Annotated in this window: 10 protein-coding genes; 6 read left to right on the forward strand and 4 right to left on the reverse strand. The window is 66.5% G+C overall.

From position 1 onward, the window contains the following. Nucleotides 1-8 precede the first annotated feature (8 nt). Entirely contained in the window at nucleotides 9-779 is a 771-nt protein-coding gene (locus ACM14_RS06890; protein ID WP_012205334.1) for a PP2C family serine/threonine-protein phosphatase, read from the reverse strand. A gap of 136 nt (nucleotides 780-915) precedes the next feature. On the opposite strand from ACM14_RS06890, the gene ACM14_RS06895 reads away from it, so the two are divergent. After that, nucleotides 916-3,099, forward strand: coding sequence for an ATP-dependent DNA helicase (locus tag ACM14_RS06895; protein ID WP_065345707.1), 2,184 nt, complete (start codon nucleotides 916-918; stop codon nucleotides 3,097-3,099). Here the strand turns inward: ACM14_RS06895 and ACM14_RS06900 are convergent. Then, entirely contained in the window at nucleotides 3,062-3,853 is a 792-nt protein-coding gene (locus tag ACM14_RS06900; RefSeq protein WP_012205336.1) for an outer membrane protein assembly factor BamD, read from the reverse strand. The genes ACM14_RS06895 and ACM14_RS06900 overlap by 38 nt on opposite strands. Before the next feature lie 212 nt (nucleotides 3,854-4,065). On the opposite strand from ACM14_RS06900, the gene dnaE reads away from it, so the two are divergent. The 5 genes from dnaE to sbcB all read left to right on the forward strand — a co-directional run bounded on the left by dnaE (nucleotide 4,066) and on the right by sbcB (nucleotide 13,525). Beyond that, complete coding sequence (gene dnaE, locus ACM14_RS06905) at nucleotides 4,066-7,599, forward strand: DNA polymerase III subunit alpha (protein WP_043820947.1); 3,534 nt, start codon at nucleotides 4,066-4,068, stop codon at nucleotides 7,597-7,599. Between the two features lie 133 nt (nucleotides 7,600-7,732). Further along, a complete protein-coding gene (gene clpS / locus ACM14_RS06910) occupies nucleotides 7,733-8,110 on the forward strand; it encodes an ATP-dependent Clp protease adapter ClpS (RefSeq protein ID WP_012205338.1) in 378 nt (125 codons plus the stop codon). Between the two features lie 63 nt (nucleotides 8,111-8,173). Then, nucleotides 8,174-10,510 carry an ATP-dependent Clp protease ATP-binding subunit ClpA gene (gene clpA, locus ACM14_RS06915; protein WP_012205339.1) on the forward strand — a complete coding sequence of 779 codons (2,337 nt, stop codon included), beginning with the start codon at nucleotides 8,174-8,176 and terminating at the stop codon, nucleotides 10,508-10,510. An 83-nt stretch (nucleotides 10,511-10,593) separates the two neighbouring features. After that, complete coding sequence (cls, locus tag ACM14_RS06920; protein WP_012205340.1) at nucleotides 10,594-12,048, forward strand: cardiolipin synthase; 1,455 nt, start codon at nucleotides 10,594-10,596, stop codon at nucleotides 12,046-12,048. A gap of 37 nt (nucleotides 12,049-12,085) precedes the next feature. Continuing rightward, nucleotides 12,086-13,525 carry an exodeoxyribonuclease I gene (sbcB, locus tag ACM14_RS06925; protein ID WP_065345708.1) on the forward strand — a complete coding sequence of 480 codons (1,440 nt, stop codon included), beginning with the start codon at nucleotides 12,086-12,088 and terminating at the stop codon, nucleotides 13,523-13,525. Between the two features lie 75 nt (nucleotides 13,526-13,600). On the opposite strand, the gene ACM14_RS06930 is transcribed toward sbcB, so the two are convergent. Together ACM14_RS06930 and ACM14_RS06935 are read right to left on the reverse strand one after the other, a co-directional pair. Further along, a complete protein-coding gene (locus ACM14_RS06930) occupies nucleotides 13,601-13,990 on the reverse strand; it encodes a DUF86 domain-containing protein (protein WP_065345709.1) in 390 nt (129 codons plus the stop codon). Beyond that, entirely contained in the window at nucleotides 13,987-14,277 is a 291-nt protein-coding gene (locus ACM14_RS06935; protein WP_013802651.1) for a nucleotidyltransferase, read from the reverse strand. Before ACM14_RS06935 ends, ACM14_RS06930 begins: the two co-directional genes overlap by 4 nt. Between the last annotated feature and the right edge of the window lie 6 nt (nucleotides 14,278-14,283).

The following is a 14,283-nucleotide window of genomic DNA, read 5'->3' on the forward strand; positions in this document are numbered from 1 at the left end:
CCGGGTGGTCAGGCCGTCACCGGCTCCAGTGCCTCGAGCTTGAGCACCACCAGCGACAGGTTGTCACCCCCGCCCTGGGCGCGCACGCGTGCCTTGTCGATCAGGAATTCCGTGGCCTCGCGCGGCGTGAGCGCGTTGAGCACGGTGCCCAGTTCCTCCGCCGTGTAGTAGTGCCAGACGCCGTCGCTGCAGGCCATGAGCGTGGTGCCCGGGTGCACATGCTCGATCACGTGGTGGCTCATGGGCGGCTCGGCCTCGGTGCCCAGGCAGCCCAGCAGGATGTTGGACTTGGGGTGCACATGGGCCTCGAATTCGGTGAGTTCTCCCCTGTCCACCAGGGACTGGACGTAGGAGTGGTCCTTGGTGCGGTGGACCATGGTCGCGCCCTGGTAGTGGTAGATGCGCGAATCGCCCGAATGCACCCAGTGGCAGCGGCCCTGGGGCAGCAGCACGAAGGCGGCAATGGTGCTGTGCGGCTCCTGCTCGGCCGAGATGGCCGTCAGCCGGATCACCATGTGCGACTCGTGGACGATGCTCTCCAGCAGCGCCGTGCAGTCTTCCTTGCCCGGCTCGAAGCGCTCGAACAGCTGGCGCGCCGTGAGCATGACCTGGTCGGAGGCCTTGCGCCCGCCACTGCGCCCGCCCATGCCGTCTGCCAGCACGCCCAGCAGGCAGCCGTGTACATAGGGGTGGGCCATGAGCATCACCTGGTCTTGCTGGTATTGCCTGTCACCGCGATGGATGCCTGTGGCGGCTTGGAGTCGGTACGCTGGCTGCATGGTCTCTGGTTTGGTGGGCTCTTGGGGCGGTGGATGGGCACACCAATGTCATGGCGCATATTATCGGAGCACCGTCCCCGGCGCTGGCCCGCCGCACCCCGGCGGCGCTCTCTTTTTCAACAAACGGACCCGCCCTTTGCATTCCCTGACCGCCGCCGTGCAGGCGGCCTTCGCCCCGCAAGGCCTGTTGTCGCGCGCCGAGGCGCTGTTCCTGCCGCGTGAGGGGCAGACCCGCATGGCCCTGGCCGTGGCCCAGGCCATCGAGCAGCGCCAGACCCTGGTGGTCGAGGCCGGCACGGGCGTGGGCAAGACCTATGCCTACCTGGTGCCGGCCCTGCTCAGCGGCCAGCGCGTGCTGGTGTCCACGGCCACGCGCGCGCTGCAGGATCAGCTGTATGCCCGCGATCTGCCGCGCCTCGTTGCCGCGTTGGGCATGCCGCTGCGCATGGCGCGCCTCAAGGGCCGCAGCGCCTACCTGTGCATGGAGCGGCTGGAGCGTGTGCGCCAGGGCCGCACGGCGCCGCAGGACCCGCAGGTGCTGCGCAGCGTGGCCCTGGTCGAGCGATGGGCACGCACCACGCGTACGGGCGACCTGGGCGAGTTGCCCGCGCTGGACGAGCGTTCGCCCGCGCTGCCCCTGGTCACTTCCACACGCGACAACTGCCTGGGTTCCGACTGCCCGCATTGGCAGGACTGCCATGTCAACGTGGCCCGCCGCGCTGCGCTGGAGGCCGACGTGGTGGTCATCAACCACCACCTCATGTTTGCCGACCTGGATGTGCGCGAGTCGGGCGTGGCCCAGTTGCTGCCCAGCGTGGGCGTGGTCGTGGTGGACGAGGCCCACCAGCTCAACGACACCGGCGTGCAGTTCGCGGGCCAGAGCCTGTCGGGCCAGCAACTGACGGGCTATGCCCGCGATGTGCTGCGCGCCGGCCAGGAACTGGCGCGCGGCATGGCCGACTGGATGCAGCTTTCGGCACGTGTGGAGCAGGCCTTGCGCGAGCTGCGACTGGCGGCAGGCAAGCCCCCGGTGGGCGGGCGCCTGCCCTGGCAGGGCGTGACGCCGCAGGGGCTGGACGCGCAGCGCTGGCGCACCGCCCTGGTCACACTGGGGCGCAGCCTGCGGGCATTGCTGGAACCGCTGGTGCAACTGCAGGTCAGCGACCCCGAACTGCGCAGGCTGTTCGAGCGCGGCAACGAGCTGCTGCGGCGCCTGGCCACCTTTGCCGCAGCCGCCGTGCAGGACACGGTGCGCTGGCTGGAGCTGGGCAGCCAGCAGATGCGCATGCTGGAGTCTCCGCTGACCATTGCGCACATCATGCGCACGCGGCTGCTGGGGTTGACGCAGGAGCAGGAGGGATCGGCAGACCAGGAGCGAGAGGATGCACAGCCCGAGCCCGAGCCACAAGCACAGGAAGGAGGCGCGCCAGCGCCCGTTCCCGAAGCTGCAGGCCTGCCCCGGCAGCCATCGGGCACCGCGTGGATCTTCACCTCGGCCACGCTGGGTGACGACGAGCGCCTGAGCTGGTTCACCGAGCCCTGCGGCCTGCGCGAGGCCCAGGTGCTGCGCGTGGACAGTCCCTTTGACTATGCGAGGCAGGCAGCGCTCTACGTGCCCCGGCCCTTCGCCCAGGCCGGCAGTGCCACGCACAGCACCGAGGTGGCGCGCCTGGCGCTGGATGCCGCCCAGCGCCTGGGCGGGCGCACGCTGGTGCTGACGACCACGCTGCGGGCGCTGCACGCCATAGGCGATGCGCTGCAGCAGTCGCTGGGGCTGTTTGGTGAACTCGATGTGCTGGTCCAGGGGCAGGCGCCCAAGCTGGCCTTGATCGAGCGCTTTATCGCGGCCGGAGAAGGCAAGGAGGGCACGCAAGGCGCGGGCGCAAGCCCGGGGCGGGGCTGCATTCTCGTGGCCTCGGCCACTTTCTGGGAGGGGGTGGACCTGCCGGGCGATGCGCTGCAGCTGGTGGTCATCGACAAGCTGCCGTTTCCGCCGCCCGACGATCCGCTGGTCGAGGCGCGTTCGCGCAGTCTGGAATCCGTGGGCCGGCAGGCCTTTGCCGACTACATGCTGCCCGAGGCCGCCATGGCGCTCAAGCAGGGCGCCGGCCGCCTGATCCGGCGTGAGACGGATCGCGGCGTGCTCGTGGTCTGTGATTCCCGGTTGGCCACCATGGGTTACGGGCGGCGGCTGCGTGCCGCGCTGCCGCCCATGCGGACTCTGGTGGACGATGCGGCCTTTGTTCAGGCCCTGCAGGCGCTGGCGCAGCCTGCGCCGCAGATCACCACAGCTTCCACCACGACTTCTGCTTTGCCGTGAGGTCCTGGTCGGACTCCTGGCCGTAGGAGGCGGTCAGCACGCGTTGCGCGTCGTCGCGCAACTGCGTCATGCCCAGGGCGTCGTATGAATTCACCAGGATCTGCATGGCCTCGCGCACGGCGGGCACGCCCTGGTAGTCCTTGACGGCCGTCTGCGCGCGCGCGATGGCGGCCACGTAGGCGCCGCGTCCGTAGTAGTAGCGGGCCACATGCACTTCGTACTGCGCCAGCGAATTGACGATGTACTGCATGCGCAGCCGCGAATCCTCGGCGTAGCGCGACTCGGGGAAGCGCGTCACCAGCTCGCGGAAGGACTCGAACGAGTCCTTGGCGGCCTTCTGGTCACGCTCGGACAGATCCTGGCGCGACAGCCAGGAGAACATGCCCAGGTTGTCATTGAAGTTGACCAGGCCCTTCAGGTAGAGGGCGTAGTCGGTGGCGGGGCTGGCCGGGTGCAGCTTCAGGAAGCGGTCCAGCGTGGCGGTGGCCTGGATCTTGTCGCCGCTCTTGTACTGGGCATAGGCCTTGTCGAGCTGGGCCTGCTGGGCCAGGGGCGTGCCGGCGGCACGGCCTTCGAGCTTCTCGAACAGCGGAACGGCCTTGTCGAACGCGCCGGAGGCGGCTTCGTCGCGGGCCTCGGTATAGATGCGGTCCGGGGTCCACTTGGCAGTAGGGTCTTGCTGCGTACTGGAGCAGGCTGTCAGAACGCCTGCGACCAGCATGGCGGGAACGATGGACAGGGGAATACGCTGCATGGTGGACGTTTCTCGGGCAATCGAAGGGCAGTGAGAGGGTTGGCGGGCAGGGACGCGGGCCGCGCTGAGGGGCCGCACAAAGCCTGATTTTCCCGCAACCGGGCCGAAGCATTGTAACGGCCTGCGATGACCGCCCCGCAGGCGGGGGCGGGGGCAAAGGCATGGCCGTGAACGGGTCCCGGCCTTGCGGAGCTTTCTACAATGGCGCCCATATGTTTGTCCATTTGCGCCTGCACACCGAATTCTCCGTCGTGGACGGAACCAACCGCATCAATGCCATCGTCAAGGCCGCCGCCGAGGATGGGCAGGTCGCACTGGCCGTCACAGACTTCAACAACCTGTTTGGCGGCGTCAAGTTCTACCGCGAAGGGCGGGCCAAGGGCGTCAAGCCCGTGCTGGGCGCGGAAATCCAGATCGAAGGCGAGAACGGCGCCGCCGTCTCGCGCATCATCGTGCTGGTGCAAAGCCCGCTGGGCTACCACAACCTGTCCGAGCTGCTGGCCCGTGGCTGGACCCGCAACGTGGTCAAGGGCCAGGCCGTGCACACCTGGGCCTGGCTGCAGGAGCTGGGCGAGGGGCTGATCGTGCTGGCCGGTGCCCAGGCCGGCCCCGTGGGCCAGGCGCTGATGCGCGGAGACGAGGCAGGCGCAGCCGCCGTAGCCCAGCGGCTGGCAGGCATGTTCCCGCACCGCTTCTTCATCGAACTGCAGCGCGCCGGCCGCCAGGACGATGAGGCGCACGTGCTGGCTGCCGTGCAACTGGCCGAGCGGCTGAACCTGCCCGTGGTGGCCACGCACCCCATCCAGTTCTTCGGCCCCGACGACTACGAGTCCCACGAAGCGCGCGTGTGCATCGCCGAGGGTGAGATTCTGGCCAACCCGAAGCGCGTGCGCCGCTTCACGCGCGACCAGCATTTCAAGACCGCCGCGCAGATGCAGGCGCTGTTCGCCGACATTCCCAGCGCCATTGCCAACACCGTGGAAATCGCGCGCCGCTGCAGCCTGACCCTGGTGCTGGGCAAGCCGCAGCTGCCCAATTTCCCCGTGCCTGACGGCATGACCATGGACGAGTTCTTCCGCAGCGAATCCTTCAACGGCCTGGAAGACCGCCTGACCCACCTGTATCCCGATCCCGCCAAGCGCGAGGCGCAGCGCCCGCGCTACGTGGAACGGCTGGAGTTCGAGATCGGCACCATCCTCAAGATGGGCTTTCCGGGCTACTTCCTCATCGTGGGCGACTTCATCAAGTGGGCCAAGCTCAACGGCTGCCCCGTGGGCCCGGGCCGCGGATCGGGCGCGGGCTCGCTGGTGGCCTACGTGCTCAAGATCACGGACCTGGACCCGCTGGAATACAACCTGCTGTTCGAGCGCTTCCTGAACCCCGAGCGCGTGTCCATGCCCGACTTTGACGTGGACTTCTGCCAGGCCAACCGCGACCGCGTCATCGACTATGTGAAGCAGCTCTACGGCCGCGACGCCGTCAGCCAGATCGCCACCTTCGGCACCATGGCCGCGCGCGCGGCCATCCGCGACGTGGGCCGCGTGCTGGACATGAGCTACACCTTCTGCGACGGCATCTCCAAGCTCATTCCCAACAAGCCGGGCCTGCACGTCACGCTCAAATACCCGCCCAACCCGAAGAAGGAGGGCGACAAGTACACCTACGCCATCGAGGCCGAGCCCATGCTGGCCGAGCGCATCGAAAAAGAAGAAGACGTCAAGACCCTGATCGAAATGGCCCAGAAGCTCGAAGGCATGACTCGCAACATCGGCATGCACGCGGGCGGCGTGGTGATCGCTCCGGGCAAACTCGCCGACTTCTGCCCGCTGTACCAGCAGCCGGGCAGCGACTCGGCCGTGGCCATGTACGACAAGGACGATGTGGAGGCCGTGGGCCTGGTGAAGTTCGACTTTCTGGGCCTGGCCACGCTGACCATCCTGGAGATCGCGCGCGAATTCATCATCAAGCGCCACAAGGGCCAGGAGAACTTCGCCTTCGAGAACATCCCGCTGGACGATGCGCGCACCTACCACCTGTTCTCCGAGGGCAAGACCGAAGCCGTGTTCCAGTTTGAATCGCGCGGCATGCAGGGCATGCTGCGCGACGCCAAGCCCAGCCGCCTGGAAGACCTGATCGCACTGAACGCGCTGTACCGTCCGGGCCCCATGGACCTGATCCCCAGCTTCGTCGCGCGCAAGCACGGCAAGGAAGTGGTGGAGTACCCGCACCCGCTGGTCGAGCAGGTGCTGGCCGAGACCTACGGCATCATGGTCTACCAGGAGCAGGTGATGCAGACCGCCCAGGTGCTGGGCGGCTACTCGCTGGGCGGCGCCGACCTCTTGCGCCGAGCCATGGGCAAGAAGAAGGTCGAGGAAATGGTCATGCACCGCGGGATCTTCCGCGAGGGCGCGGCCAAGCAGGGCATCAGCGAGGAAAAGGCCGACGAGGTCTTCGACCTGATGGAGAAGTTCGCGGGCTACGGCTTCAACAAGTCGCACGCCGCCGCCTACTCGCTGCTGGCCTACCACACGGCCTGGCTCAAGGTGCACTACACGGCCGAGTTCTACTGCGGGAACATGACCGTGGAAATGGACAACACCGACAAGCTCAAGGTGTTGTACGAAGACGCGCTCAAGATGGGCATCAGCTTCGAGCCGCCGGACGTCAACCGCGGCATGTACCGTTTCGAGCCCGTCACCGACAAGGTCATCCGCTACGGCCTGGGCGCCATCAAGGGCACGGGCCAGCAGGCCATCGAGGCCATCGTTGCGGCGCGTGAAGGCCGCGGCGTGGGGCCGCGCGGCGCCGACAAGGGACCTTTCAAGAGCCTGGCCGACTTCTGCGTGCGCGTGGACCGCACGCGCCTGAACAAGCGCACGCTGGAAGCCCTGATCAAGGGCGGCGCCTTCGACGCCATCGAGCTCAACCGGGCGTCGCTGGTGGCCTCCATCGACCATGCCTTCGAGTTCGGCAACAAGACGCTGGCCAACGCCAATCAGGGCGGCCTGTTCGACATGATGGGCGATGACGCCGTGGGCTCCAGCACCCAGGAGCCGCCGCTGGTCGAGGCACTGCCCTGGGGCGTGAAGGAGCGGCTGACCCAGGAAAAGACGGCGGTGGGCTTCTACCTCTCGGGCCACCTGTTCGACGAGGTCGAGAAGGAGGTGCGCCGCTTCGTGCGCACGCCCCTGGCCGAGCTGCGCGACAGCCGCGAGCCCCAGACGCTGGCCGGCATCATCAGCGACTTCCGCGCCATCAACGGCCAGCGCGGGCGGCTGGGCCTGTTCAAGATCGATGACGGCTCGGGCGTGATCGAGGCCTCGGTCGACGAGAACACGCTCAACACCTACCGCGAACTGCTCAAGGACGATGAATTCGTCGTCATCACCGGGCGCCTGCAGCTCGACCATTTCAGCGGCGGCCTGCGCATGAAGGCCCAGCAGCTGTGGAATCTGGCGGACGCGCGCTGCCGCTTTGCGCGCTACCTGCAGGTCAGCGTTGGCGAGAAGATGCCTGACGTGCTTGGCCTGCTGCGCCAGTTCCCCGCCGTGGTGGAGCAGGGTGAGCACGGCGAGCTGCAACGCGGCATGAAAGTGCGCCTGGGGCTGGTCTGCGAGGACGAGCGCGGCTCGGCCAGCTGCGAGCTGGCGCTGGGCGATGCCAGCCGCTTCTATCCCAGCGATGCGGCCCTGGCGGCCTGGTACGCCCAGGCTGGCAGTGCCCAGGTCAAGGTGGTCTACGAATAACCCGCAAGGTGGCGCAGCGCCCGATGGCGGCGAGCAGGCACTGCTTTGGTGCGTGCTTGCCGGCCCGGGCGGGCACCGCGCTTGAATTCTTCAGGCATGCCTCGCATATCCCTTCCGGAAAACAGTGGCTCCGATGGCTAGAATGATTTTCATGGCAACCCAACCCCCTTCGATCCCTCCTGCCATCCCTACAGTGCGGCCCGTGTCCGACGATGACGGTGCCGTGGTGCTGGAGCGGCGACGCCAGCGCGTCCAGCCGCCGCAGATGTACCAGGTCGTGATGCTCAACGATGACTTCACGCCCATGGAATTCGTCATCATCGTCCTGCAGGAACTCTTCGGTAAGGACCGCGAAACGGCCACCCAGATCATGCTCAAGATCCATCTGGATGGCCGCGGCGTCTGCGGCGTGTACTCGCGCGACGTGGCGGCCACCAAGGTCGAACAGGTGCTGCAGGCGGCCCAGAAGGCAGGCCATCCGTTGCAGGCGATGTTCGAGCCTGTTGAATAAACCCGGGCCGCCCTGATTTATGGTTGCAGTCAATAATCCCCAGCAAGCGAAAAGGAGTCATCAATGATCGCCCAGGAACTGGAAGTCAGCTTGCACATGGCCTTTGTCGAAGCGCGCCAGCAGCGCCACGAGTTCATCACCGTGGAACACCTGCTGCTGGCCCTGCTGGACAACCCCAGTGCAGCGGAAGTGCTGCGCGCCTGCTCAGCCAACATCGATGACCTGCGCTCGGCCCTGTCCAACTTCATCAAGGACAACACGCCCCAGGTGGCAGGCTCCGATGAGGTGGACACACAGCCCACGCTGGGTTTCCAGCGTGTGATTCAGCGCGCCATCATGCATGTGCAATCCACCGGCAACGGCAAGAAGGAAGTCACGGGCGCCAACGTGCTCGTGGCCATCTTCGGCGAGAAGGATTCGCACGCCGTCTACTACCTGCACCAGCAGGGCGTGACGCGCCTGGACGTGGTCAATTTCATTGCCCACGGCATCAAGAAGGGCGAACCGCCCGAGCCCGCCAAGGCCGAAAACCCTGCAGAGTCCGAAGAGGGCGCGGGTGGCGAGCGCAACGAAAAGGCTTCGCCCCTGGAGCAGTTCACGCTGAACCTCAACCAGGCGGCCAAGGACGGCAAGATCGATCCGCTGATCGGGCGCGACTACGAGGTCGAGCGCACCATCCAGATCCTGTGCCGCCGCCGCAAGAACAACCCGCTGCTGGTCGGCGAGGCCGGCGTGGGCAAGACGGCGATCGCCGAAGGCCTGGCCTGGCGCATCACCGAGGGCAAGGTGCCCGAGGTGCTGACCGAAGCCGTGGTCTATTCGCTGGACATGGGCGCGCTGCTTGCGGGCACCAAGTACCGTGGTGATTTCGAGCAGCGCCTCAAGGGCGTGCTCAAGTCGCTCAAGGACCGGCCCAACGCCATCCTGTTCATCGACGAAATCCACACGCTGATCGGCGCGGGCGCCGCTTCGGGCGGCACGCTGGACGCGTCCAACCTGCTCAAGCCGGCGCTGTCCAGCGGCCAGCTCAAGTGCATCGGCGCGACCACCTTCACCGAGTACCGTGGCATCTTCGAAAAGGATGCGGCGCTGTCGCGGCGTTTCCAGAAGGTCGACGTGGTCGAGCCCACCGTGGCCGAGACCGTGGACATCCTCAAGGGCCTGAAGTCGCGCTTCGAGGAACACCACAGCGTGCAGTACGCCGCCGCCGCCCTGCAGGCTGCGGCCGAGCTGTCGGCCAAGTACATCAATGACCGCCACCTGCCCGACAAGGCCATCGACGTGATCGATGAGGCCGGTGCCGCGCAGCGCATCATCCCGGTGGAGCAGCGCAAGCAGACCATCGACAAGGCCGAGATCGAGGCCATCGTGGCCAAGATCGCGCGCATTCCGCCTGCCAACGTGTCCAACGACGACCGCAGCAAGCTGCAGACGCTGGAGCGCGACCTCAAGAGCGTGGTCTTCGGCCAGGACAAGGCGCTGGAAGCGCTGGCCTCCTCGGTCAAGATGGCGCGCTCGGGCCTGGGCAAGCCGGACAAGCCGATCGGCTCCTTCCTGTTCTCGGGCCCCACGGGCGTGGGCAAGACGGAAGCGGCCAAGCAGCTGGCCTACATCCTGGGCGTGGACCTGATCCGCTTCGACATGTCGGAGTACATGGAGCGCCATGCCGTCAGCCGCCTGATCGGCGCGCCTCCGGGCTATGTGGGCTTTGACCAGGGCGGTCTGCTGACCGAGGCCGTGACCAAGAAGCCGCATTCGGTGCTGCTGCTCGACGAAATCGAGAAGGCGCATCCGGACATCTTCAACGTGCTGCTGCAGGTCATGGACCACGGCACGCTGACGGACAACAACGGGCGCAAGGCCGACTTCCGCAACGTGATCCTCATCATGACCACGAACGCGGGCGCCGAGACCATCAACAAGGCCTCGATCGGCTTCACCAACCCGCGCCAGGCCGGCGACGAAATGGGCGACATCAAGCGCCTGTTCACGCCGGAGTTCCGCAACCGTCTGGACGCCATCGTCAGCTTCAAGCCGCTGGACGAGCAGGTCATCCTGCGCGTGGTCGACAAGTTCCTGCTGCAACTGGAGCAGCAACTGGCCGAAAAGCGCGTGGAGGTCACCTTCACCGATGCGCTGCGCAAGCACCTGGCCAAGAAGGGCTTCGATCCGCTCATGGGCGCTCGCCCCATGCAGCGCCTGATCCAGGACACCATCCGGCGTTCTCTGGCCGACGAGCTGCTGTTCGGGCAGCTGGTCGACGGTGGCCGCCTGGAAGTGGACTGGGTGGCCGACGCCGACGATGCCGACAAGGGCGAAGTCAAGCTCGACATCACGCCCCAGCCCAAGCAGGACCCGGCTTCCGAGCCGGCCGAGCCCAAAGAGGCCACCGCCGACTGATGTGCATCGCCTGATGCCCATCGCGCAAGCCGACAGCCCCCCGGGCTGCCGGCTTTTTCTTTGATCCGCCCGAAGGAGTCTTTGTGGAGTGGCTTCGTCAGTACCTGACCCATGAGAATGCGCTGCTGCTGCTGTCGGTGACCTGGTCGGTCTATGTGGTGATCGTCGCGGTGTGGATCCTTCTGCAGCGCAGTGCGCCCGTGGCCACGCTGAGCTGGCTTCTGTCCATGGCGGCGATTCCCGTGGGCGGGTTGGCCATTTACTACTTCTTCGGCCCGCAGCGGCTCAAGCGCCAGCGCATCAAGCGGCTGCGTGCGCGAAAGACATCGCGTGTGCGAACAGGCGTGCAGCGCCTGCGCGAGCGCATGCCGGGCAGCTCGGAGCGCCTGCACCAGGTCGCGCGGCTGGTGGCGGCCACCAGCGACTTTCCGGTCAGCACGGCCGCCGACCTGCGGCTGCTGGTGGGCGGCGCTGCCACCTTCGACGCCATCATCGAGGCGGTGAATGCGGCGCGTCATCACATCCACCTGGAGTACTACATCTTCGAGCCCGACCAGACCGGCACGGCCCTGCGCGACCTGCTGATACAGCGGGCCCGCGCAGGCATACAGGTGCGCCTGCTGGTGGATGCCCTGGGTTCCAAGAAGCTGGGACGGCGCTTTCTGCAGCCGCTGGAGGATGCGGGCGCCGAGGTCGCGCTGTTCCATGGCACCAAGATCGGCCGGCGGCTGCGCCCGGTCATCAACTTCCGTACCCACCGCAAGATCCTGGTGTGCGACGGCAAGGTGGGCTTCACGGGCGGCGTCAACGTGACCGACGAAGAGAACGCGCGTGTCATGCCCGATGCCTACCACGACGTGCACCTGCGCCTGGAGGGCGCCATCGTCAACTGGCTGCAGACCGTGTTCCTCGAAGACTGGGCCTATGCGCTGGAAAAGGACCCCAAGAACGAGCCCGCCGACATCGACCTGCTGCTGCCGGACGCGCCCGAGGGCCCGCTGCCCGTGCAGATCATCACCTCGGGCCCCGACAACGGCCTGCAGGCCATCTACCGCGCGCATCTGGCGGCCATCAACGCGGCCGAGGAACGTGTCTGGCTGACCACGCCGTATTTCGTGCCGACGGAGGCCGCGCTGGCAGCGCTCACCAATGCCTCGCTGCGCGGTGTCGATGTGCAGCTGCTGGTGCCGCGTCGCTCCGATTCGGCGCTGGTCACGGCGGCTGCGCGCTCCTACTACGACGAGCTGATCCGCTGCGGCGTGCGCGTCTACGAGTACAAGGCGCGCATGCTGCACTCCAAGACCCTGGTGGTGGACGACAACATCGCCATCATCGGCACGGCCAACTTCGACTACCGCAGCTTCTTCCTGAACTACGAGGTCTGCGCCATCGCCTACGGGCCTGCGCTCAACGGCGATCTGGCCAAGCAGTTCGAGGCCGATCTGGAGCAGGCCCAGCGCGTGCATTTCAAGCGTGACCTGGGCTTTGCGCTGCGCCTGTTCGACTCGGGCGCGCGGCTGTGTTCGCCCCTGCTGTGAGGGCCGGTGGCCCGTTTTTCGCAGGCATACTCGCCCGATGGCCCATACCTTCTTCTGGCACGACTACGAGACCTTCGGCGCCCAGCCGCGCTATGACCGGCCCGCGCAATTCGCGGGCATCCGCACCGATGCGGAGCTCAATGAAATCGGCGAACCCGTCATGTGGTACTGCCAGCCGGCAGGCGACTACCTGCCCGATCCGCAGTCCTGCCTGATCACCGGCATTACCCCCCAGCAATGCCTGGAGCAGGGCATGCCCGAGGCCCAGTTCGCCGCCCGCATCGAGGCAGAACTGGCCCAGGCAGGCACCGTGGGCGTGGGCTACAACACCATCCGTTTTGACGACGAGATCACGCGCTTCATGTTCTGGCGCAACCTCATCGACCCCTATGCGCGCGAATGGCAAAACGGCTGCGGGCGCTGGGACCTGCTCGACGTGGTGCGCATGGTCTATGCGCTGCGCCCCGAAGGCATTGTCTGGCCGAAAAAGGAGGATGGATCTCCGAGCTTCAAGCTCGAGGACCTGGCCCGCGCCAACGGCCTCCTGCACGAAAAGGCGCACGATGCGCTGTCCGACGTGCGCGCCACCATCGGGCTGGCGCGGCTGATCCGCAAGGTCCAGCCCAGATTGTTCGACTTCGCCTTCTCGCTGCACAAGAAGGACCGCGTGCTGCAGGAAATGGGCCTGCCGGCCGAGCCGGCGCATGCCAGGCCCTTCCTGCACGTCAGCGGCATGATCCGGCCCGAGCGCGGCTGCATCGCCGTCATGTGGCCGCTGGCCACGCACCCCACCAACAAGAACGAGATCATCTGCTGGGATCTGGCGCAGGACCCGTCCGAGCTGGCCTCCATCGACGTGGACACGCTGCGCCTGCGCCTGTTCTCGCGCGCGGCCGACCTGCCCGAAGGCATGCAGCGCCTGCCCATCAAGAGCATCCACGTCAACAAGTCGCCCATGGTGGTTGGCAGCCTCAAGACGCTGAGCCCGGCCATGGCCGCGCAATGGGGCATCGATGTGGAGCAGTGCATGGGCCATGCGGCCATTGCACGTGACCTGCCCGACATGAGCTCGCTGTGGCGTGCCGTTCACCAGCGCCCTGCGCAGGAAGGGCTGGATGCCGACCAGGACCTGTACGGCGGCTTTGTGGGCAACGAGGACCGGCGACGCCTGAACCACCTGCGCAGCCTGTCCGCGCAGGAGCTGGCGCTGGACCGCACGGGCTTCGACGATGCCCGCCTGACCGAACTGCTGTTCCGCTACCGCGCCCGCAACTTCCCCGCCAGCCTGAACCCGGCCGAGCGCCAGCGCTGGCTGCAGCACTGCGCGGCCTGCCTGATCGAAGGCAAGGGCGGCGCACGCACGGCCGAGCAGATGTTTGCCATGGTGGACCAGCTATCGGAAACTGCCGACGAGCGCGGCGAGGAAATCCTGGGGGCGCTGTATGACTATGCGGAAGCCATCATGCCGGAGGTCTGACGCTGGAGTGTCAGGGGGCCGGTTCCATCACGATCACCGAAGAGGGGCTGCACACCGGCAGCTTGCTGTTGTCAGTCACGGCTCCATGCCAGAGTCGTTGCGGTCTTCGTCGTCGGCACCCAGACGCACGGCAGGCAACTGCCTGAGCAGTGCCGGCAGCCACTCCTGCACTGTCTCCCACACCACATCAAGGTTGATGTCGAAATAGCCGTGAGCCATGCGATTGCGCATATTGCGCATGCTGCGCCACGGCACCTCGGGGTGCGCCTGGGTGAACTTGGCGTAGCCGTCCATTACCTTCGTGGCTGCCTCGCCGATGATGATGAAGCTCATGATGACGGCTTGCTGGGAGCGCTTGTCGGCGAAGAAGTCCTCCTTGGTCAACCCTTCCACGAAGCTGCGCGCATCGATCGCAGCCTGCTGGATGTGGTCCAGGTAGTCAGGCAGGCGGTAGTTCTCGCTCATACCGGTTTTGCCTCTGCAAGCACCTTGGCCCGGAACTTCGACGGCAGGTCACCGGGCGTCAGCAAATCGACGTCAACGCCGAGCAGCAATTTCAGCTCGTCTTCCAGATCGCCCAAATCCAACAAGGTAGCACCGGGCAGCGCGTCGACCAGCAGGTCGAGGTCGCTCCCGTCCCGGTCGGTGCCATGCAGTACCGAACCGAAGACTCGCGGGTTTGCCGTGCGAAAGCGGCTGACCGCTTCGCGCACCGCACTTCGCTTCATGTCAAGCACAACGGACGGGCGCATAGGCAT

It is taken from the genome of Delftia sp. JD2 (genome assembly GCF_001682645.1).
GTDB classification, from domain to species: Bacteria; Pseudomonadota; Gammaproteobacteria; order Burkholderiales; family Burkholderiaceae_C; genus Comamonas; species Comamonas acidovorans.